17 protein-coding genes and 2 pseudogenes are annotated in these 21,399 nt (G+C 47.0%); 18 read left to right on the top strand and 1 reads right to left on the bottom strand.

Translation table 11 applies throughout. From position 1 onward, the window contains the following. The first annotated feature begins 366 nt into the window (after window positions 1-366). Window positions 367-2,268, top strand: a complete 1,902-nt coding sequence (locus PRIO_RS01580; protein ID WP_020426236.1) for a PrkA family serine protein kinase — start codon at window positions 367-369, stop codon at window positions 2,266-2,268. 181 nt (window positions 2,269-2,449) lie between these two features. Here PRIO_RS01580 and tnpB read toward each other — a convergent pair whose 3' ends face one another. After that, the gene (tnpB, locus tag PRIO_RS01575) at window positions 2,450-3,529 is read right to left on the bottom strand and encodes an IS200/IS605 family element RNA-guided endonuclease TnpB (protein WP_046500941.1); all 1,080 of its coding nucleotides are present in this window, start codon (window positions 3,527-3,529) and stop codon (window positions 2,450-2,452) included. Window positions 3,530-3,666: 137 nt separating this feature from the next. On the opposite strand from tnpB, the gene PRIO_RS01570 reads away from it, so the two are divergent. The 17 genes and pseudogenes from PRIO_RS01570 to PRIO_RS01500 all read left to right on the top strand — a co-directional run bounded on the left by PRIO_RS01570 (window position 3,667) and on the right by PRIO_RS01500 (window position 21,389). Beyond that, on the top strand, window positions 3,667-4,011 hold the full coding sequence (locus tag PRIO_RS01570) for an ATP-binding cassette domain-containing protein (protein ID WP_231869804.1): 345 nt from the start codon (window positions 3,667-3,669) through the stop codon (window positions 4,009-4,011). After that, window positions 4,008-4,541: an ABC transporter permease gene (locus PRIO_RS01565; RefSeq protein ID WP_020426122.1), complete on the top strand. Its 534-nt coding sequence runs from the start codon at window positions 4,008-4,010 to the stop codon at window positions 4,539-4,541. The genes PRIO_RS01570 and PRIO_RS01565 overlap by 4 nt, the downstream gene beginning before the upstream one ends. Window positions 4,542-4,550: 9 nt before the next feature. After that, window positions 4,551-5,294, top strand: coding sequence for a MerR family transcriptional regulator (locus PRIO_RS01560; RefSeq protein ID WP_020426123.1), 744 nt, complete (start codon window positions 4,551-4,553; stop codon window positions 5,292-5,294). 226 nt (window positions 5,295-5,520) lie between these two features. After that, window positions 5,521-6,870, top strand: a complete 1,350-nt coding sequence (locus tag PRIO_RS01555) for an MFS transporter (protein ID WP_046506295.1) — start codon at window positions 5,521-5,523, stop codon at window positions 6,868-6,870. A gap of 199 nt (window positions 6,871-7,069) precedes the next feature. Then, window positions 7,070-9,259 (top strand): pectate lyase family protein, encoded by a 2,190-nt coding sequence (locus tag PRIO_RS01550; protein ID WP_020426125.1) that lies wholly within the window; start codon window positions 7,070-7,072, stop codon window positions 9,257-9,259. 151 nt (window positions 9,260-9,410) lie between these two features. Continuing rightward, window positions 9,411-10,253: an Rpn family recombination-promoting nuclease/putative transposase gene (locus PRIO_RS01545; protein WP_046500937.1), complete on the top strand. Its 843-nt coding sequence runs from the start codon at window positions 9,411-9,413 to the stop codon at window positions 10,251-10,253. Window positions 10,254-10,280: 27 nt separating this feature from the next. Next, window positions 10,281-10,460: pseudogene (locus tag PRIO_RS35310) on the top strand (PD-(D/E)XK nuclease family transposase); the annotation flags it as partial. Between the two features lie 167 nt (window positions 10,461-10,627). Continuing rightward, window positions 10,628-10,897, top strand: a complete 270-nt coding sequence (locus PRIO_RS01540; RefSeq protein ID WP_020426128.1) for a DUF6809 family protein — start codon at window positions 10,628-10,630, stop codon at window positions 10,895-10,897. 138 nt (window positions 10,898-11,035) lie between these two features. Beyond that, complete coding sequence (locus PRIO_RS01535; protein WP_020426129.1) at window positions 11,036-11,404, top strand: MerR family transcriptional regulator; 369 nt, start codon at window positions 11,036-11,038, stop codon at window positions 11,402-11,404. Between the two features lie 22 nt (window positions 11,405-11,426). Further along, a complete protein-coding gene (locus PRIO_RS01530) occupies window positions 11,427-12,188 on the top strand; it encodes an SDR family oxidoreductase (RefSeq protein WP_020426130.1) in 762 nt (253 codons plus the stop codon). Window positions 12,189-12,896: 708 nt separating this feature from the next. Next, window positions 12,897-13,337, top strand: a complete 441-nt coding sequence (locus tag PRIO_RS01525; protein WP_046500932.1) for a hypothetical protein — start codon at window positions 12,897-12,899, stop codon at window positions 13,335-13,337. Further along, window positions 13,337-13,858 carry a sigma-70 RNA polymerase sigma factor region 4 domain-containing protein gene (locus PRIO_RS01520; protein ID WP_046500928.1) on the top strand — a complete coding sequence of 174 codons (522 nt, stop codon included), beginning with the start codon at window positions 13,337-13,339 and terminating at the stop codon, window positions 13,856-13,858. The genes PRIO_RS01525 and PRIO_RS01520 overlap by 1 nt, the downstream gene beginning before the upstream one ends. A 404-nt stretch (window positions 13,859-14,262) precedes the next feature. Then, window positions 14,263-14,307, top strand: a pseudogene (locus tag PRIO_RS37400) (hypothetical protein); the annotation flags it as partial. A gap of 43 nt (window positions 14,308-14,350) precedes the next feature. Next, window positions 14,351-14,647, top strand: coding sequence for an RNA polymerase sigma factor (locus PRIO_RS01515; protein ID WP_020427537.1), 297 nt, complete (start codon window positions 14,351-14,353; stop codon window positions 14,645-14,647). Beyond that, window positions 14,644-15,318, top strand: a complete 675-nt coding sequence (locus PRIO_RS01510) for a zf-HC2 domain-containing protein (protein ID WP_020427538.1) — start codon at window positions 14,644-14,646, stop codon at window positions 15,316-15,318. Before PRIO_RS01515 ends, PRIO_RS01510 begins: the two co-directional genes overlap by 4 nt. Before the next feature lie 567 nt (window positions 15,319-15,885). Further along, window positions 15,886-20,136 carry an S-layer homology domain-containing protein gene (locus PRIO_RS33620; protein WP_020427539.1) on the top strand — a complete coding sequence of 1,417 codons (4,251 nt, stop codon included), beginning with the start codon at window positions 15,886-15,888 and terminating at the stop codon, window positions 20,134-20,136. A 110-nt stretch (window positions 20,137-20,246) separates the two neighbouring features. Further along, on the top strand, window positions 20,247-21,389 hold the full coding sequence (locus PRIO_RS01500) for a response regulator (RefSeq protein WP_020427540.1): 1,143 nt from the start codon (window positions 20,247-20,249) through the stop codon (window positions 21,387-21,389). The last annotated feature ends 10 nt before the right edge of the window (window positions 21,390-21,399 follow it).

Genomic DNA, 21,399 nt, shown 5'->3' with positions numbered 1-21,399 from the left:
GCGAGCAGAGCAGAAGCCAGCCAAAGACCTCCAGTTTTCACATTCATGAGACACCCCAATTTTTGTATATTTGAACTTTTATATTATAACTTAGACTAGCTCAAATGTTATGTAACCTATCACAATTTTCCCGATAACAAAATTTTTTCTCGAAAAAGTTCCAATTCCAGTAATTATCATCATACAATGACATTTTTGTTGTCGAACAATGATAGATAATATGCTAAAATCAAAAGATAACCACATAGTTTCAAAGAATGTCTCTGCTGCTCTGTCGGAAGCCTGGACGTATTGCCGCATTGCATGATGCCGGACCGGTCACCTCGTACCTTACGTGAATGACATTACATTTGGGAGGCGGTAAGCATGACGTTCTTGGAAAAACTTCTCACCTATCGGGACAAAGAAAACGACCTCTTCTGGGAAGGGACCTTTCTCGATTATCTGGGCCTTGTCAGAGAGAACCCTCAAATCGCCGGAACCGCCCACGAGCTGGTTTACCGGATGATTGAGTCAGCTGGGGTGAACGACCTGGGTGACGGACGGCGGGAGTACAAATTTTTCAGCGGCACCCTGTTTGGCCTGGAAGACGCCATTCAGCTGCTGGTGGAGGAATATTTTCGCCCGGCTGCCCAGCGCCTCGATGTCCGCAAGCGGCTGCTGCTGCTCATGGGCCCGGTCAGCGGCGGCAAGTCAACGCTGGTCACGCTGATGAAGAACGGACTGGAGGCCTTCACCCGCACCCCCGAAGGCGCCCAGTATGCTATCAAAGGCTGCCCGATGCAGGAGGAGCCATTGCACCTGATCCCCCGTGAGCTCCGCGAGGAATTCCGCCGGGAATACGGGGTCCACATCGAAGGCGAGCTCTGCCCGGTCTGCCGGATGCGCCTGGAGCAGGAGCATGGCGGGCGGATCGAGGAGATGCCTGTGGTGCGGGTGCTTTTCTCGGAGAGTGAACGGACAGGCATTGGCACCTTCGCCCCATCCGACCCCAAGTCGCAGGATATCGCCGATCTTACCGGCAGCATCGACTTCTCGACGATCACCCAATACGGCTCCGAATCGGACCCCCGGGCCTACCGGTTCGACGGGGAGCTGAACAAGGCCAACCGCGGCCTCATGGAGTTTCAGGAAATTCTGAAATGCGACGAGAAATTCCTCTGGAATCTGCTGTCGCTGACCCAGGAAGGCAATTTCAAAGCGGGAAGATTTGCACTCATTTCTGCCGACGAGCTCATCATCGCCCACACGAACGAAACCGAATACCGCGCTTTTATCTCCAATAAAAAAAACGAAGCCCTCCACTCCCGCATGATCGTAATGCGTATACCCTATAATCTCCAAGCCCGCCAGGAAGAGCGGATCTACCGCAAGCTGGTGGATGCCTCAGGGCTGAATAATCAGGTGCATCTTGCGCCGAACGCGCTATGGACTGCCTCTGTCTTCACCGTATTGTCCCGTCTCAAGGAACCCAAGAGACCCGAAATCGATCTGATCAAAAAAATGTATCTCTACGACGGTGTCGAAGTCGACGGCGTCAAAGGCGGCGACGTTGAAGAGCTGCGCCGGGAGCACCCAGGCGAAGGCATGTCGGGCGTCGACCCCCGGTATGTCATCAACCGTATTTCCAGCGCACTGATCAGGGGCAATAAATCCTGCATCAACGCCCTGGACGTGCTCCGCTCGCTGAAAGAAGGCCTCGACCAGCACGCCTCGATCTCCAAGGAGGAACGCGAGCGCCTGATGAACCTGATCACACTGGCCCGCAAGGAATATGACCATAAGGCCAAGACCGAGGTGCAGCGCGCTTTTGTTTTCTCTTTTGAGGAGTCGGCCCGTACGATTCTGAACAATTACCTCGATAATGTTGAGGCCTACTGCAGCGGCTATAAAATGAGGGACCCGATCACCTCCGAGGAAGGCGACCCGGATGAGAAGCTGATGCGCTCCATCGAAGAGCAGATCGGCATTACCGAGAATCAGAAACGGGCCTTCCGTGAGGAGATTCTGATCAAGATCTCTACCTTTGCCCGCCGGGGACGGCAGTTCGAATATACGTCCCACGAGCCGCTGAAGGACGCCATTGAGAAGAAACTGTTCGCCGATCTGAAGGATGTCATCAAGATCACGACCTCCTCTATGAATCCGGACGAGAATCAGCTGAAACGTATGAACGAAGTCTCACGCCGCCTGATTGAGCATAACGGCTACTGCGCCACCTGCGCCAATGAGCTGATGAAATATGTTGGCGGCCTGCTGAACCGGTAACACCGGCGCTGGTGCACTTACAGCCACTGCAAGCGGCAATCCCCTTGTAACTGACATACCTGAATCATGCTTCTAAGTGAACTACACACCACCTAAGAGGTGGGTGCTTCTTGGTCAATAGAGCTACTGCTCCAAGTTTACCCAAGCTTAGAGGCTAGTTCCTAGCCCAATCGTTGCCATCTTATATGGCTAATTGTAGTAAGTTTTTAGCTGCGTTTACATCTCTGTCGTGTTGTGCACTACATTCAGGACAAGTCCATTCACGTACCGCAAGGTTCTTCACTTCTGCGTTTTTATAGCCGCAGCAGGAACATCTTTGGCTGCTCGCAAAGTGTTTTGGGGCAATCATCAATTCTCTCCCGTACCATTCTGATTTGTAAGTAAGCATCTCTCTGAACATGCTCCACGATACTTCGGCTATGGCTTTCGCTAATTTGTGATTCTGCATCATGTTCTTTACACGCAGGTCTTCCATCACGATCACTTGGTTTTCGCGTATCATTTGGGTTGACGTTTGGTGCAAGAAGTCTTTACGCTGATTCGCTATTTTTTCATGAAGCTTGGCGACCTTCAAACGTGCTTTATTTCGGTTATGGCTTCCTTTCTTCTTTCTCGATAAGTCCTTTTGCAGTTTGGCTAATCGTTGTTCCGATTGACGAAGATGTTTCGGATTTGCGATCACTTCGCCACACGAAGTAATCGCAAAGTTTCTTAGTCCCAGATCTACGCCAATCTTCTTTTCTGTTTTTGGCAAAGGAGCGATATCTGTTTCTACCCGTACGGAGGCAAAATATTTTCCTGATGGTGTTTTGGATAGGGTGCAGGATTTGATTCGCCCCCAGAATGGACGATGTACCTTGATTCGGATTCTTGTCTTTAGTTTCGGAATTTTAATCGTTCCAGCTTTGGTGGCTATCGTTCCGTTTTGATTGTTCGTTGTGAAGCTATTGTTGTTCGTTTTCTTGCTTTTGAATGTAGGGAAACCCACGTTCTTATCCCGAAAAAAATGCCTATAGGCTTTCTCCAGGTTGAGCTGAACGTTTGCTAAGGCCAGGCTGTCCACTTCTTTCAGCCACGGGTATTCTTTTTTGTACCTGGCAGGTGTATTATGGAGCATTTTCTCCGTTTGTTTATAGTGTTCGATCTTATCCGCAAGCATTTTGTTGTAGATAAAACGGACACATCCGAACACCTTTGCCAGATATTGTTGTTGCTCATGGGTGGGGTAGATCCGATACTTATACGCTTTAAGTACGAACATGCCTCGCAACTCCTTTCCAGGAATTTACGAATCCATCATAGCACAAATGTTCGTATTTATGGAAGATAATTTCCTTTGGATAAGAAAGACCGTTGCCATTTCCCACCATTTTAGAAATGGGGGAATTCTGACAACTGATGGTTAAATTACTTTCTGGCGGAGAGCGTCAGCGACTGGCCGTACTCCTCGCCCTAATTCCTGAACCGAAACTTGTGTTTTTAGATGAACTGACAACAGGACTTGATACAAAGGCGCGTCGTATGCTGTGGAAACAGCTCGTAACAATGAAGGAAAGTGGTTTGGCAATTGTTCTAACATCACATTACATGGATGAGGTTGAAGCGTTATGTGATGAGATATTAATTTTGCGTGAGGGTCAAACCGTCTTTCATGGCACCATTCAGGAAGCATTAGCCGCTAGCGGGAAAACAACCCTTGAAGACGCCTATTTACATTTTGCCGGCGAGGAGGACTGGGGATGAGTACAATGTTTGCGCTCTTAAAGGTAGAAGGTAAGCTGGTATGGAAAGGCATTGATATTTTAATTTTCGGTATATGCTTTCCGGTCATTTTGGCGGCCTTGTTTGGTTACGTGCTTAGTAGAGATGCATCTGCGGGTTCATCTGATTTTGAATTATCTTACGCAGCCGTTATAACGATTGGTGTGCTTGCAACGGGTGTAATGGGTCTGCCCTTAACCATTGCTGATTATCGGCATCGGGGTATTCTGAAACGGTTCCAGGTGACACCGGTATCACCTTTACAGATTTTATTCGCCCAAGGTATAATTCAGCTTTCTTCAGCTCTTGTTTCATTTATGGGGGTTACTCTCGTGATGCCACGGTTCGTTCAATGGATAATGGATATATTACCCTTGTCACATGGGATTCATTTATTAAAGCTAGTAAGTACAGGCAGAGAAACAGAGGGGATGACGGTGCCGTTTTTGATCTTAGGCATTGTTACTGGGATCAGTCTGATTGGGGCATTCAAATTTTTTAAGTGGAAGTAGGGTTGAGGGATGTACCGGACCAAAGAAATTGCAGCAATGGTTGGGGTACATCCCAACACTGTACGGATTTATGAAGAATGGGGATATATCTCAGCTGTTCCGAGAGGTGTGAATGGCTACCGTATGTATTCCGACTTGCATTTATTTCAGCTAAAAATAGCCAGAACCGCTTTTCGTTGTGAAATTGTTCAAGGACTCATCCGGGCAAAAGCCAGAGCCATTGTTGAAGCTAGCGGCAAAGCGGATTTTACTCAAGCACTGGAATATGCACATGCATATTTGTCCCATCTGGAAAAAGAATATAGCCGGGCGCTGGAAGCTATTGAACTTTCGGAACAGTGGGTATGTGGAATAAAAGCTACACCTGCTCAAACGTATACACGCAAAGAGACTGCTCTGGTTCTGGACCTCTCAACTGAAGTTGTCCGGAATTGGGAACGTAATGGATTAATAACAGTCCATAGACTTTCTAATGGGTCCCGGGTATATACAGAAAATGAAATAAAACGGTTGAAAATGATTCGGACTTTAAGAACGGCGCATTATTCGATAAGTGCAATCCTCCGGTTGATGAATCAGGCAGAGCACATGAGGTGGACTAATCTTAATATTAAGGAAGTGCTCAACACACCAGAAGAGCATGAGGATATTATTTCAGTGACAGACCGGTTAGTCTATTCATTGGAACAAGCCATTGAGTCTGCAAAGGAACTTATATCGATGCTAAGGGAGAGGCTGAACTTGGAGATATGACATTGTGATGTAATGTTCTAATTGTTTTTTATCTATCTGAAAATGAGTATACATGCTACAATGCAGAAAATTATGAAAGGGAGGCATCACCATGAGGTATATAAGCAAAAGAGGGCACAAGAGTTAGGGGAACCGCATCATTGGCCCTGTAAACTGCGCGATTTCCCTTGATTTAGAGGGGGACCCCCAGGTGACAAAATCAAATTCAGGCAGTGTTTCGAAATCGATGGTTTGGCTCAGCATCCTTGCTTTTTTCAGCGTGTTCAACGAGACGGTATTTAATGTTTCTTTGCCGGATATCGCCAGACAATTTGACATTAGACCTTCGGCGGCGAATTGGGTAAATACAAGCTTTATGATCTCATTTGCTGTAGGATCGGCTTTGTATGGGAAAATCTCGGATTTGTACGGTACCAAAAAACTGCTGTTATCCGGCCTGTTAACATACTTTACGGGATCTTTGATCGGTATAGTATTTCATAAATGGTTTCTTGTCGTGCTCATTGCACGCTTTATTCAAGGAGCAGGAGCATCGGCAGTTCCGGCGCTGATCATGGTCTTTGTAGCCCGCTATATCGAGCCGAATAATAAAGGAAAAGCGTTTGGGATGATTGGATCAATGGTAGCTTTTAGTGAAGGAATCGGACCTGCAGTTGGAGGGGTCATTGCTGACTATATCCATTGGTCTTACTTATTTATACTACCGATGATGACACTGCTCACACTTCCGTTTTTTCTTCATGTGCTGCCAGATGAACCTTCGAAAAAAGGGAAGTTTGATGTTCTAGGCGCTAGTCTGCTATCCGTCGGAATTGTAATGTTCATGTTATTCACATCCATGTACCAGTGGGGGTATCTGGCTATAAGCGTGCTGTGTTTCTTCGGATTCCTGCAGCGTATTCGGCGTGCGAAGCAGCCCTTTATCGAACCCTCCTTGTTAAGACGGAAAAAGTTTTTGGCTGGGGTGCTTACGGGAGGCGTATTGTTAGGAACGGTGGCTGGTTATATTTCAACGGTTCCTTACATGATGAAAGATGTGTACCTTATGCCGACCAGCCTTATTGGAAGCGCCGTTCTCTTTCCCGGGACCATCAGCGTGTTATTGTTCGGATTCGTTAGTGGCATATTGGTCGATAAGCGGGGATGTTTTTTCACGATGCTAGTAGGATTGTTCATGCTTGTCGTAAGTTTCCTGAGCATTTCATTGTTTGTCGACCGGACGCCATGGCTTATTTCTACAACAATGGTGCTGACATTTGGCGGGCTTTCGTTTATAAAAACTGTCGTGTCCACTAGTGTTGCGGAAGCACTGAGTTCCGATGAATCAGGCTCCGGTATGAGTTTCCTGAACTTTGCCTGCTTCTTAGCTGAAGGGATCGGGGTTAGCTATGCAGGAGGTTTGTTGACGATGTCTTGGCTGAAATTCCCGCTCATCCCGACTGTAACGGACACTGCCGCATTTCTATACAGCAACTTGATGCTGGTCTTTATTACGGCTGTGATCCTTGGTGGAATCATATTCTCATTAGCCTACGGTCGAAATCAGGATTCATCTGTGCTGAAGTCTAAGCGGTAGATTAGTGAATTTGTATCCATATCTAGTATCGGAAAAGCGGCCTGTTATGGCCGCTTTTTTGTGTGCCATATAATCATTAACCCAGAATACCGCAGGATGCAGCCGGATATGAGTAAATGATTGTATCGGAACTGCTTATGTGGTTGCTATGCTGAGGGTGTTTGGAAACGGAAGCAAACTCGAATCAGGAGGGAATAAGATGAAAAACAGAGCGGCCAAGATAACCGGTATTGTTTTATTGTTTTCGCTTGCACTATCTTTAATAGCAGGGGGTTGGGCAAATACAACGGTGTACGCTGCGGGTCTTTCGATAACTGGCAGTGGAGGCTGGAATGAAACCGCATATGTGGAATGGTCACCTGTAAGTAATGTGCAGGGGTATAGTGTATATGTGAAACCTGCAAGTGCATCGGACTCCCAGTATCAACAGCTTAACAATGAATTAATCCGCAGATATCCCTCTTATTGGAGAGCTGATGCTGTAGGGCTTGCAGCCGGAAGTTATGTAATGAAAGTAGAAGCTGTGCTGTCAGGGGGCGGGTCGGCAAGTGCTGTTTCAGGTCCGCTATCCGTAACGTCATATGACCGGGCTGGATTCGCTTTTTCCGCAAGCTCACCATATGGCACAGGTTCAGGCGCTTATAATGAGAACGGAACCTTGAAGAATGGTGCGCAAGTGCTGTATATCACCTCACAGAATGCACAGACCGTTACGCTTCCTGTAAAAATCAACAGCTCAGGTGCTGTGCAAACAGGCGTGGGCCTGGGCGGGATTTTGACACTAAGACAAAAAGGCTATGATACAACTCCTCTCGCCATCCGGATTATTGGAAAAGTTACAGCTGCTGACCTGAGTGGACAGCTTAACAGCAGCGGGTATCTTGAAGTCAAAGGTAAAAATAATTACTCGCAAATGAATATGACGATTGAAGGAATCGGGAACGATGCTTACGCCTATGGTTGGGGAATGCTGCTTAGATATGTTGGTAATGTGGAAGTAAGGAACCTGGGTGTGATGTTATTCCCTGATGATGGCATTTCGATGGATACAGGCAATGTTAATGTATGGGTGCATAATAATGATATTTTCTATGGATCTGCAGGAAGCGATGCGGACCAAGCCAAAGGTGATGGTTCCACCGACCTTAAAAAAGGATCAACGTACATTACAATCTCGTATAACCACTACTGGGATTCCGGAAAAGCTTCTCTGGTCGGTTTGAGCGAGCCGGCAGAGTTTTTTGTCACCTTCCACCATAACTGGTTCGATCATTCGGACTCCCGTCATCCACGTATTCGGGTAGCCTCGGTTCATGTATATAATAACTTTTATGATGGAGTTTCGAAATATGGTGTCGGGGTTACCACAGGAGCTTCAGCTTTTGTGGAGTCCAATGTCTTTAGACATGCAAAATATCCAATGATGATTGCCTTACAAGGTACCGATGCTCTAGGGGAGGGGACGTTCTCAGGCGAAAACGGAGGTATGATTAAAGCCTACAACAATACTGTTGTTGATGCTGCAAGTCTTATTTACGCCAACTCCAATGCCGGAACAGCTCCGGCTAATACGACCTCTTTTGATGCATACTTAGCTTCATCGAGAAATGAATCCGTTCCAAGCTCATACAAAGCTTTAGTGGGCGGAACAGCATATAACAACTTCGATACGAGCGCCGATACGGGGGTTAGTGCATCTGACATCGATAGCGTAAGCACTGTTGAACAGATTGTTACAGCAGAAGCCGGACGTATGAATGGCGGAGACTTCACTTGGGCATTTAATGATTCCGTGGATGACGCATCGTATGCGCTGAATTCCGCACTGATGTCCGCAATCCGAAGCTACACCACTCAGCTTGTATCGGTAGGCGGAAACTTAAGTCCAACGGGACCGACACCGACCCCAATAGCAACTCCAACTCCAACAGCAACCCCGGTGCCAACGGCGACTCCTGTACCAACAACGACTTCAACGGCAACGCCAGTTCCGACAGTGACCCCTGCACCAACGGCAACTCCGGCGCCGACAGCGACACCGACTCCAGTGCCGACAGCGGGTGCAACTGTCCATAACTTCACCACAGCCGGGACGGCAAGCAGCTTCTTCAATATTAAAGGCAACCTCTCAACGACCAAGGGAACTGTGGTATATAACGGTCTCACCCTAACCCAATGCTTGAAAATCGAAAGTACAACCAGCATTCAATTCACCGCCGCAAATGCTTCAATCTTAACCCTTGTGTTCAACTCAGAAGGAACCAAAATCAAGGTAGATGGAACAAGTTATCCCATAACGAATGGCATTGCCACGGTCTCCCTTGCGGCGGGTGCGCATACCATTACAAAGGATAGTACTGCGAATTTGTATTATATGGAGTTGGATTAGAGAGTGTTGGAGTAACCGTGAAGACACCTTAATTGGTGTCTTTTTTTGATTTTAGCGGCTGCTTTGGGCTATATATGATGGTTAAAAAGCTGTTGTACTTATCGCATTTTCGCAAGGTTCAGAATCCTGAAAAATGCTATAATAATAAAGAATGGAGCTGATGCCGATGGATTTACTGGACCCGCGTGTGGATTTTGTATTCAAACGGATATTTGGTAGTGAAAACAATAAGGATGTACTGCTGGCGTTTCTTAACCGTATTTTCACCGAAGCTGGCGAGCCGCCGCTGACCGAGATCATCCTGATGAATCCCTATACGAATAAAGAAGATCCGCTCGACAAACAGTCCATCTTTGATGTTTACGCTAAGACCTCTGAAGGCAAACTGATTGATATTGAGATGCAGCTTTTCAATAAGTACGATATAGAGAAACGAACGCTGTTTTATTGGAGCAAGCGATACGCCAGTCAACTCAGTGAAGGTGACAAATACCCAGAGTTGAAGAAATGCGTGACGATTAACATTCTGAACTATTCATTCCTGAAGAACAATCAGTACCATAATGTGTTTCATCTGAGGGAGGATCGGACAGGGTTGCCCTTGATCGATGACATTGAGGTCCACTTTCTGGAACTGCCAAAGCTGGATGAACGTAGCGTTCCAACCGAAGGCGGGCTGATCAATTGGCTGTTGTTTCTGAAAGGTACCGATACATCATACTGGGAGGTGCTGAAGATGAATGAACCGGGTTTGGAAAAAGCGATGGATACCCTGCAATATTTGAGTCAGGATTCGGATGCCAGACGGTTGTATGAGGCCAGACAGAAGTATTTGCATGATGAAGCTTCCATGATTGAGGGAGCGAAGTCTGCCGGGATAATTGAGGGCAAGCTACAGGTAGCTCGAAATTTGTTGGCGATGGGAATGGATTATGCGGCTGTCGCTAAAGCAACTGGTCTGAGTGAAGATGAAATCAGGTCTATAAAGTTTTAATATTTGTATTTTTTCAGTAATAAAACGTTTCTAAAAGGTGCCGATACATCATACTGGGAGGTGCTGAAGATGAATGAACCGGGTTTAGAGAAGGCAATGAATACTCTGCAATATTTGAGCCAGGATTCAGAGGCCAGAAGGTTGTATGAGGCCAGACAGAAGTACTTGCATGATGAAGCTTCTATGCTGGGAAGATTAACGGAACAGGAGATTAATAATTTGAGAAAGTGAATAAATAGAGAGCATCCAATTCAGCGGGTGCTCTTTTTTTTTCTCCAACTCGCAGATTACGCACAAGCGTACCACATACACTTTGCAAATATGCTACGCTGAATTATATCATTTCAATCCCGAATTTTAAAAAGGAGGCTCCCATGCCCAGCATTCTCGAATCCCTATACCACGGCAGCTTATTCCCTAACGAGGACATTATCTCCAAGGACCCCAATTATCGTCCGATCAACAGGCAAATCACCGAATCCTTAGAAACTTGGAAGCAGAAACTATCCGCAGGGGAGTTTGAGGAGCTGGAGTCTTTATTGGAGCTATATTCTCAAGCTCAGGGGATGGAGATGACAGCTGCGTTTGTGTGTGGGTTCAAGGCTGGCTCCGCGATGATGATAGAAATTCTAGTCGACGGCTAAGGGTAGCAATGCCCAGATTTTTAAGGTTTCCGAAATAGCATTTTTCCCTGTAAATTTCATTTTCCTGTTGACTTAAACCATGGTTTAAGTCGTATGCTAATCCTGTCGACATGAAAGATCAGTTTGGAGGCCTTCAAAATGAAATATGTTTCGATCGGGGAGGCTGCGGCCGCCTATCATATTCCGGAATCCACGTTGAGGTATTATGAAAAGCAAGGCTTGTTGCCGCTGATGGAGCGCGATGCCGCCGGCAGGCGGTTATTCTCGGAAATGCAGATGGCGCTGCTTGAAACGGTGCTTCGCTTGAAGCAGACACACATGCCCATCCACGATATCAGGCAATATATAGCTTGGGTCATTGAAGGGGATAGCACTACGGAGCTCCGGCTTGAGATGATGACGAAACACAAGCAGGCGGTGCTGGATGAAATTGCGTCCATGACAGACGCCTTACAAGGCATTGATGTGAAAATTGACCGGTATCTTACGCGTTTGCAGAAAAAATAGATCTTAGAAAAGAGGAAGACTCATGATGCTGTCAGGAAACACTATACTCATTACTGGCGGGAGTACCGGAATCGGGCTGGCTTTTGCCGAGCGGTTTATACAGGCGGGGAATCAAGTGATTGTCTGTGGACGGCACGAAGATGTGCTTCGGAATGCGCAGGACAAATTCCCCGGCCTGATTACCCGTGTATGTGACTTGAATGTGGAGTCCGAGCGCATAGCCATGTTTGATTGGGTTACCGCAAACTATCCGGAAGTCAATGTGCTAGTGAACAATGCCGGAACTCAGCAACGGTTCAATGTGCTAAAAGTGGACGCCAAGCACAATTGGAGCTACTTCAATCAAGAAATCACAACTAACCTTGACGCGCCTTTCCATCTCTCTCTGCTGTTTGCTCCATTTTTTGCAGAAAAAGAGAAGGCCGCGATTATCAACGTGACCTCCGGTCTCGCTTTTACCCCGTTTGCCATTGCTCCGATCTATTCCGCAACCAAAGCGGCGCTGCACTCCTTTACGATGAGCCTGAGACACCAGCTATCCGAGACATCTGTAGAAGTCATTGAAGTAGCCCCTCCGGCAGTAAATACAGAATTAGGCGGCGCGGGATTGCATACGCACGGGGAGCCTTTGGATGCCTTCGCAGATGGGATCTTTAGAGGCTTGGAAGAGGGAAAACAGGAGATCGGATACGGGACTTCTGTTGACCGCTTACGTATGTCCCGGGATGAAGTGGACGAGTACACGGCAAATATGTACCAGGCTACGAAGGGCATGATCGAGTAAGTGGCCAGAAGGTAAAATAGGGAAAGGCAAGGCCTTCGGAAACCGGGGCCCTGCCTTTTTTTATGAGCAAATGCATACCTCCCAAGATGGACGGACTGCGTTCTTAAGCAAGCCTTTATTTAGTCACAGCGTCTACTTCTTTCTTAAAGGCATCCATGTACTGATTGAAAATGCCCGTATCGAAGTTTGCGGTGGTGTCGTTGGCTTTGGGCGGATTTTTCTGAATTAGCCCGTATAGACGGTCAATTTCTGGGGAAAGCTTGGTCCACACTTTTTTTAGAGAATCGTGCTCTGCACCCAGACCCGCTAGTTACTTAAACCGGCTTCACCTTAACCTCGGCTTGTGGTCTACTCGATTTTGACTCTGCGAAAGTTGAGTATTTAAGTTATAGGGTCGGCATTGAAGTATATCAGCCTTCAAATCTCAACAAATCAAAAAAGCCACCAGACAGAAAGTTACTGCTTTTTAGGTAGCTTATTTGACTTTATCTTAAAAAATACAAACATCTTTTCAATCCACAGATAAAGACCTATCTGACCGATACTTCTTAAGCATATTACAGATACTAAATTTTCACAATAAAATAACATCTTATGATTCGATGTATGTATATTTTAAATATGTAAATTTTGTCACTGTAAAATAAATAGAGTCCAAGTAAGTTAATAATTAGAAATTCCAAATCGATACAAGAAGGAGAAATGGATATGAGCGATCTTTTTAATGAGAATAAAGAGTTTGATATTCATGAGTTAGAATGGTTTTTGCCTAGCCCCCCTAAGCCTATTTTTTCAATAATTGTATCTAATGAGAAGGGATTTTGTTTAAACAGTAAGCTTAATGAGTTTATTCCTAAGCAATTGACAGTAGGCATAAGTCCAGACGGAAAACATATAGGGCTGAAGACGATCGCCGAAAAGGGATATCAGGTCCTGAAAAATGGAAAGATAAAGGATCCTGAATTGCTTCACCTAATTGAAACTCGCGGAATTTCTCTTCCAGCCAGTTATATTGTTAGAAAAGAAGAAGATTTATGGTTAGCCACGTTAGTTCCTTCAAAACCAGTATCACCTACTCCCCGAAAAACTCCTAGGAATCCAAGAAAAAATGGACTTCGTGATATGCTTCCAAAGAAAGATAAAAACTGATGGTAAGAATTACTGAGGCTGATGTCGTTAAACATTATTTTCCACTGGTTATACGAGAATGTAAAAATTCATATAAAGGTTTAGAAGCAGAGGATAGAATCACAGAAGGTGTGTTGGCCCTTATTCATGCCATCCGTACCTATAGAATCGAATATGGATGTTTTGAAGACTATTTTTTATTACAGATAAAAATAATTATGAAGCAAAAAAACAAAGAAGCATGGGCTTCAAAAAGACTAGAATCTATTTTTTCTTTGGATGCTCCGATGACTGACTGCAATGAATCTTCCACATACTTAGAATTAATAAGGTCAATCCCGTACGATGATACTACTATTGATGTGGATCTTTTTATGGAAAGATTGTCGCCAATAGAAAGGCAAATTGTTCTTCTTTTAATTAATGACCAAGATTTATTTGCGATATCAGATGAACTGAGACTATCTCTGGAACTAGTTCAATCTGTAGTAAAACAACTTCAAAGAAAAGCTATGGAATACTTAGATGTGGATATAAAATAACATGTGTTTCTAGTTGCATCGCCCATGTGGCGGGATAGGAGCTCAACTTTAGTGAGATACATTGTCTAGTCTCCACCTACGGCTAGCTGAAGAAGACAACCAGGTTGATCTAACGGGAATCCGGTGATAGGGGGTTCCTAGGATGACATCAGAACTGTCACTACACCCATCTTCGGACAGGGATTCGACTCCCTCGGCTTCGTATGGAGAAACACTAAAAGACACCCCGAAAGGTGTCTTTTTGCATTCCTGGCACCAACACTAATTCTCTTCTTAATTTTGTCCGCTAAATATTGAGTATTCTGTAACGTTTTTGAATCTGCCCAGTCTTATATACGTAAGGTGGTGAACCCTTGGATGAACTAGACGAATTAATAGAAGCCTACGACCACTATTTCCGGGATGTGTATATTTTTGTGCTGTCGTTAAGCCGGAATGAACAGATCGCTGAGGAGATTACGCAGGAGACGTTCTACAAGGCAATAAAGCAAATTGAACAGTTTAGGGGGGACTGCAAAATTAGCGTTCGATCCGCTTCAGGATCAGGAGGGGGCGTCGGGATTCAATCTGGAACAAAAGCTCATCGACCAGGCCGAGGCTCTGAATGTTCACAAGGTTCTGCATGCATTAAATGAGCCTTTTAAAGAGGTATTCATGCTCAGGGTGTTTGGGGAGCTGTCTTTTGATCACATCAGCCAGATTTTTGGCAGAACGGAAAGCTGGGCAAGGGTGACTTATCACCGGGCCAGGCTAAAAATACAGAAACTTTTGATGGAGGATGAACAATGACCCGAATCTCATGCGATGTCGTTCAGGATATCCTGCCTCTGTACCATGATGATATATGCAGCGCGGCTACCAGAGAACTTGTGGAAGAACACCTTGCGGAGTGTGAAGATTGCCGGTCTTATCTGGAACAGATCAAATCAAGCTTCAATTTGTCTGTACAAGCCATGGAGCAGAATCAATTGGAGGTGAACGGGCTGCAAAGGTTCAAAAGAATGTGGAGTCGTGCCCAATCGGCAGCGTTTGTGAAAGGATTAATCGTGACTGCTTCCGTAGCTGGAATATTGTTTTTGGGGTATTGGGGTCTTTTCCGCTGGAATGTCATTCCTGTTGCTTCCGATGATATAAGTATCTCTAATATAAGACTTAGACCCAATGGTGAAATTGCCTTTCGTATTCAGATCAAAGATGGGTACGGCGCCGATCGGGTGATCTTTAATCTTCACGATGATGGAGGCTATTATATTACCCCCGTCCATCCTGTCATCAGATTGAATAAATCTCCAAATTTTAATTTTGTCAGCGGCGAGTTGTTCACCAATCCTGATAACGTAAGGGCCTACGAGAAAAAGAAGCACGGAAAGGATGTGGAGATCACCTCCATCTATTATGGTCCTCCGAATAATCCCATTCTAATTTGGAAAAAAGGCGATAAACTTCCTGTGAGAAAGTGAGGGCGGATTGGATAGAGCAGGATTACAGCAGAAGCTCCCAACGGAAGCTATGATGACCCGGTCCCACATTAATCTCAACCGGGACAGCAATGCAATCTCGATCTTTTAACAGCGCTTGGAACGGGGAATCCCGGGGTATTGGTACGAGTAGCATTCGCCGCGGCAGCGCTATTCCGAAGAGGGTTTTGAATAGGTACAAAGGGGTGTCTCAAAAGCCAAAGGGCTGCTGGGACACCCTTTCTTGTTGTTAGGAAGTTGTGAGCGGGCCAAATGAGCAAGCAGACTAAATGCTGAATAGCTGGTATAACAATTTCAGTCCGTTTGCCCTGCTGAATGGAGAGATCCTTGTAGAAAAAGAAGGAGATTTGTAGAGTTAATGTAGAGGTCCGTCAGCTACTATTAGAACTAAGAGATTATTATACACAAACCAGCGGTATCCGTTTAGCACAATTTGGTGAACGGCTGCATCGGAAGGGAGGAAATCACCGGTATAAGAAGGCAGTACATGAGGATTTGAAGTGTCGGCTGATCATAAAACAGTATATTAGATGAGGAGTACAGAAAAAGATGACAACATCAAAGAAACAGAACAAAAGATGGTCCCGCAGTCTGGCAACCTCTTTGTCATTTGCGCTGGTTGCCGTTAACTTAGCGATTCCCGGACCAGCGGCCCATGCGGCCATTGGAAATGACGGATCAGAGCAGATTTTCACTTCGGAAAAGTACCGGAGTTTTAATAAGGAAAGCGGAGCTGTAAATTTAACTTTCCCGGAACTCTTTATTACCGGGAATACCGGTGAAATGATGACTGGTGCCACTGTTGTCATTAACGGATTTCAGACGGGAGATGTGATCACGTTTGAAACGGCAGGTACGGGAATAACGGTTAACTCCAGCAAGGGAAACGGCGTTTATATATTAACGGGCAATGCAAGCATTGGGGTCTATCAGACGGTATTGGAAAATGCCAAACTTAATTTCACGTCCGCTGGAGAACGCAGCGTAACCTTCGGCCTTGGCCCCGTCCTCGCTTTTGCTAAAAATGGCCATTTTTATGAATATGTAACGGATACCGACATCGAATGGCCGGAAGCCCGGGCGAGTGCCGAGCTGCGGACCTATTATGGACGCCAAGGGTATCTGGCGACGATTACCGACCCGGAGGAAAACGCCTTTATTGCCGAAAAGGCACAGGGGATTGGCTGGATTGGCGGTAAAGATGTGGATCGGGCTGAAGATGCAAACGGAAAAGCCACAACGCGCGTTTCCACTTTGCAGAGCAGCGGAATTGGCTATGGCGATTGGCGTTGGGTGACAGGACCGGAGGGGAAACTGCAGTACGGCGGCCAATTCGGGCTTCCCTTCTACAAGGGGTATATCGCTCAAGGCGGCATTAATGATACCGCTACGGTCACCAATGCAACTTATGGTCTCGGCAGCAACAAGACCATGCACAATAACTGGGACGCGGGAGAACCCAATGACTACACTTACGAGCATGTGATGCATATCTTTGCGAACGGCAAGTGGAACGATTATGCAAGCGACAACAAGGTGGATGCCTATCTCGTTGAATATGGCGGCATGGAAGGCGATGCAGCCACCAGCATCAACACAACCATCACGCTGGTGGACAATACGCCGTTGAAACAGGATATCGGCACAGCACAAGGCTATCTTGACCTTGCTCCGCCGGTCTATACGAAGGAGTCTCTGGCGGTGCTGAAAGCAGCATCGGATGCAGCCACAGCCGTCCTTGAAGACGAGCATGCCTCCCCTGAAGAGATTGCGGCTGCCCGCAAGAGTCTTGCGGATGCGATTGACGGGCTGGTCAAGCAGCCGCCGGTAGCTAACAGCGCCAGCTATACAGAGGGAACAAACAATCAGGTATCGGTTGTTTTTGACAAACCGGTCAAGTTCAATGCAGACGATGCGGATACTACGGACGACTTCAGAGTTACACTGGACGGAAAATTGGTTGATGTTACGCATGCTGTAGTATCGGACAAAGATCCCCGGGTCATCATCCTGACCCTGGCGAGCCCCTTGACTAACGATCCTGTGGTAAGAATCGAATATGATTCCGGACAATCCGCGATAGAGGCACAGGGTCCCGAAGAGACGCCGGTTACGGATTTTACACTTATCGCAAACGGGCCATTCGGTGATTCTTTGCAGATTCAGGAGCCTGCTTCCGGTATAGAGGTCTATGGAGCCGACTTCCCGGTGCCCGTGTCTGGACAGACTGCACTGGATTCTACGGTAACGGCCAGCGTCTATAATGTGGATGCTCATCCCGATGCCTATCTGTTCGACCTGGAGGTGGGTATTACCGTTTCCGATGCCGTATACACATGGGATACTAAAATGCCGGGTCCACTTGCGCCGGGATCGTATCACATTGCAGTGACTTCCAGCAAGACGTTCGGCGATGAAGTGAGAACGGAAACAAAGCTGGTGCCGTTTACCGTTCCGCAGCTCCAGTTGACTCATGTAGCGGTTGATGACAAGAATCCGGCTCAGGCCGTTCTGACATTCAATCAGAATGTCGGCGCTGTGCTTAACGAGGCTGATTTTGCCGGACTCAAGATTGATGGACGGAAAGTGGTGGCTGTAAAATCTATACAAGGCAATAAAGCAGAAGTCGTTCTGGAGGAAGCACTCGGGCCGGACGATGCATTGATCGTAGAGTACGATGATGCAGCCGGAGGTGTTACTGCTGAAGGAAACATCCTGAACGAGCTGCGGCCGATCAATGCCGGCAATCAGACTGGCATAACGAAGGAAAATGATATTATTCCGCTCCGGCTCATTGCTGCTTATCCTGAAGAGGGCAAGCTGAAGCTGGTGTTCAACAAGCCGATCAACGACTTCACCAGTCTGGCCGGATTCACTTACGGCGGAGTGCCGCTTAAGGAGCCTTTTGAGATTCACGGCAATGAACTTATCGTTTCAATCCCGGCTGATCATAAGGGCGGCTTATTGAGCTACGATCCTAAACTCGGCAATGTCACCGAGAAGGGCAATGGGAATAACCCGCTTACGGGACTGCAGCCGGGGATTGACCTTGGCGACGATTCCAAATATATCGCAGACGAAGGCAAGCTGCCTAAGAACGGTCTGGGATTGACTGTCGGGGATAAGGCGGTTCCGCTGACTCCGGGATTCCAACCGGATGTATCGGGTGGATATAAGGCGTCCGTGCCTAACGAAACGGATAGCATCGCCTTGAACCTTGCCCCGACAGGAAATGATAACACGCTGGTTAAAGTAAGCCTGAACGGAGTGGAGGTTCCTGGCGGAGACTGGAGCAAGCTTCCACTGCAGGAAGGACTGAATATCATCCAAGTGGATATTGTCGATGCGAAGCATCCAGGCGTTAAGCTGGGACAATACCAGATTCAGGTGGTCCGCGCAGGCAGGGTTTCACAGGAGCCTTCCAGCGGCGGAGGCTACGTCCCTGCTCCTGACAAAACCAAAACCGAAGTCATTGAAGTGGATGTGGCCATCGGTGGAGCGACTGCGGCTGGCATCACTAAAGTGCCGGTCCAGCGGACGACCCGCAATGATGGAACGATAACAGACCTGGTACGCTTTACCAAGGATAAGGCAGAGGAAGCGGTAAAGAAAGCGAAGGAGACGGGACAAAGCATCGCCCGTGTGGTCATTCCGGATGCGGCAGACAAAGTCGGCGAAGTAAATGTCCAAATTCCGGTGGAGACAGCCAAGTTGCTTAAAGAGAACGGCATCGTGCTTGAAATGTATACAGAAAATGCTATTATCCGCATTCCGAACGCTTCTCTGGACGGAATCGCACAGGACTTCTATTTCCGGCTCGTGCCGGTAAAATCTGCAACGGAGCGGAATGAAATCGAAAAGAGGGCTACACTCGAAGCCGTTGTCCGCGAAGTGGCGGGAAACAACAAAATTGAAGTGGTCGCCAGACCGATGACCATCGAAACGAATTTGTCCAGCCGGGCCGTAACCCTGATCCTGCCGCTTAAAGATGTGAAACTGCCTGCGAATGAAGCGGAGCGCAATGCGTTCCTGGCGCAGCTGGGCATCTTCATCGAGCATACCGACGGCCAGAAAGAAGTCGTAAAAGGAAAGGCCGTCACCTACAAAGAGGGATTGCTTGGGCTGGAATTTTCGGTAACGAAGTTCAGCACCTTTACAATCATCAACTTCAATAATCAGGCTGCCGCTTCACACGGAGCGTACATCGTCGGATTCCCGGACGGCGAATTCAAGCCGGACGAACAAGTAACGCGTGCACAGATGGCGCTTATGATCGCCAGAAATCTGGGGTACGATGCCAATGCGGCTGTTGGCAGTCTTCCTTTCGGGGATGTGGCTGTACGGCATTATGCTGCAAGAGCCATCGCTTTTGTTAACGCACAGGGTATTATGAAGGGCGATCCGAACGGACAGTTCCGGGCGGCTGCGCCGATCACGAGAGCGGAGATGGCAGCCGTTGCCGCCAATTACATGAAACTTGCGGTATCGGCAGACGGCAAGTCCAGCTTCAACGATACGGCCGGGCACTGGGCGCAATCGGTGATCGAAGCCAACCTGACGGCTGGCCTATTCAAGGGATACCCTGACGGCAGCTTCAAACCGAATGCCTATCTGACCCGGGCTGAAGCTGTAGTAATGGTTAATCAGATGTTTGACCGGGGTCCGTTGTATGGAGCGGATGCCACCAAGTTCCCGGATGTTTCCGGCAGCCATTGGGCATACCGGGATATCCAGGAAGCCGTGATTGATCATAAATACCGGATTGACGGTGAACAGAAGGAACAACTGGTCTCAGAATAAACTATGGGGGTTGAAGGAGAGGTTATTTTCCTTCAACCCCCAAATCATTACAATTTGAAGTATAATGAACATACGGTTGTACCGATTTACCCGTTGTGAAGGAGATCCGAATGAAAGCAATCCTGATTGACGATGAAGAATTGGCGTTGAAATATTTGGAGCACCAGCTGCTGATGCTCGGCGATTTTGAAATTGCCGGCAAATATACCGACCCGCTTCAGGGGAAACAAATGGTGGAAGAGACGGATATCGATATCGTATTTCTGGATATCCATATTCCGGAGCTGAACGGGATCGAGCTGGCTGAAATGCTGTTGGAACACAAGCCTAGTCTGCAGGTTGTATTTGTCACGGCATATGATGAATATGCGATTAAAGCGTTTGAGCTCAATGCGCTCGATTATGTGCTGAAACCGGTTCATCCGGACCGCCTCAGTCTTACGGTTCAGAGATTGAATTCCCATCTGAAGGCCGGGATAGCGGCTTCTTCAACAGCGAAACCTAAAAATTGGAAGTTCTTAATGTTCGACGAATTCAGGATATATGAAGGAACGCAGGAACGTGCACCGCTTCAATGGAGAACGGCGAAAGCGCAGGAAATCTTTTTTTATCTTCTTCATCATCGCGGCAAAGTGGTCAGCAAAGCAACTTTAATCGAATTGCTTTGGGCCGATTTTGATCTGAATAGAGCCTACTCGCAGTTATATACCGCTGTTTATCATATCCGAAGAATGCTTGAGCCCTTTAGTAGAGACCGGATTCTTCTTCAAAATACGGCCGACGGCTATCTGCTGAAGCTGGAAGGGATCTATCTGGACGTCGACGAGTTTGACCGCTTTGTTAAGGCCGGCATGGAGCTCTCCAAGGACACGGTGTCTGAATATGAACGCATCCTGAAATTGTTCAAGAGCGAATATCTGGAAGGGTATGACTATGTGTGGGCAGAGCTGGAAAGACAGAGATTCCAGCTGCAGTGGATCCGGCTGAAGCAGAACCTGGTTCATTGGTATGTGAAGAGCGAAGATCTTGAACAGGCCTTCAAGCATATTGAGCATATTTGCTCCCGCTATCCGTTAGAAGAACAGGCGCAATTATTATATTTGAAAATCTGCGACAGGATGGGATTTCATTTTCTGGTGCAAAGGCAGTATGCGCTGCTGGAGACGATTATGGAAGCGGAGCTGTCCGAGAAGCCAAACCAGGAGATTGTGAAATGGTATAAGGATTGGGAAAAGAAACGGCAAAAAGGATGAATCCCCGGAT

Origin of the sequence: Paenibacillus riograndensis SBR5, assembly GCF_000981585.1 — a bacterium.
Lineage (GTDB): Bacteria > Bacillota > Bacilli > Paenibacillales > Paenibacillaceae > Paenibacillus_AQ > Paenibacillus_AQ riograndensis.
Note: the sequence above shows the minus strand (reverse complement) of the source record. Positions and strands in the feature narration are given on the sequence as shown.

Bases quoted from the DNA above. Each gene is read 5' to 3' on its own strand.
- PRIO_RS01565 (WP_020426122.1), top strand. From the start codon at position 4,008: ATGAGTACAATGTTTGCGCTCTTAAAGGTAGAAGGTAAGCTGGTATGG.
- PRIO_RS01570 (WP_231869804.1), top strand. From the start codon at position 3,667: ATGGTTAAATTACTTTCTGGCGGAGAGCGTCAGCGACTGGCCGTACTC.
- PRIO_RS01550 (WP_020426125.1), top strand. From the start codon at position 7,070: ATGAAAAACAGAGCGGCCAAGATAACCGGTATTGTTTTATTGTTTTCG.
- PRIO_RS01520 (WP_046500928.1), top strand. From the start codon at position 13,337: ATGGTAAGAATTACTGAGGCTGATGTCGTTAAACATTATTTTCCACTG.
- PRIO_RS01555 (WP_046506295.1), top strand. From the start codon at position 5,521: ATGGTTTGGCTCAGCATCCTTGCTTTTTTCAGCGTGTTCAACGAGACG.
- PRIO_RS01535 (WP_020426129.1), top strand. From the start codon at position 11,036: ATGAAATATGTTTCGATCGGGGAGGCTGCGGCCGCCTATCATATTCCG.
- PRIO_RS01525 (WP_046500932.1), top strand. From the start codon at position 12,897: ATGAGCGATCTTTTTAATGAGAATAAAGAGTTTGATATTCATGAGTTA.
- PRIO_RS01580 (WP_020426236.1), top strand. From the start codon at position 367: ATGACGTTCTTGGAAAAACTTCTCACCTATCGGGACAAAGAAAACGAC.
- PRIO_RS33620 (WP_020427539.1), top strand. From the start codon at position 15,886: ATGACAACATCAAAGAAACAGAACAAAAGATGGTCCCGCAGTCTGGCA.
- tnpB (WP_046500941.1), bottom strand. From the start codon at position 3,529: ATGTTCGTACTTAAAGCGTATAAGTATCGGATCTACCCCACCCATGAG.
- PRIO_RS01545 (WP_046500937.1), top strand. From the start codon at position 9,411: ATGGAGCTGATGCCGATGGATTTACTGGACCCGCGTGTGGATTTTGTA.
- PRIO_RS01510 (WP_020427538.1), top strand. From the start codon at position 14,644: ATGACCCGAATCTCATGCGATGTCGTTCAGGATATCCTGCCTCTGTAC.
- PRIO_RS01560 (WP_020426123.1), top strand. From the start codon at position 4,551: ATGTACCGGACCAAAGAAATTGCAGCAATGGTTGGGGTACATCCCAAC.
- PRIO_RS01540 (WP_020426128.1), top strand. From the start codon at position 10,628: ATGCCCAGCATTCTCGAATCCCTATACCACGGCAGCTTATTCCCTAAC.
- PRIO_RS01500 (WP_020427540.1), top strand. From the start codon at position 20,247: ATGAAAGCAATCCTGATTGACGATGAAGAATTGGCGTTGAAATATTTG.
- PRIO_RS01530 (WP_020426130.1), top strand. From the start codon at position 11,427: ATGATGCTGTCAGGAAACACTATACTCATTACTGGCGGGAGTACCGGA.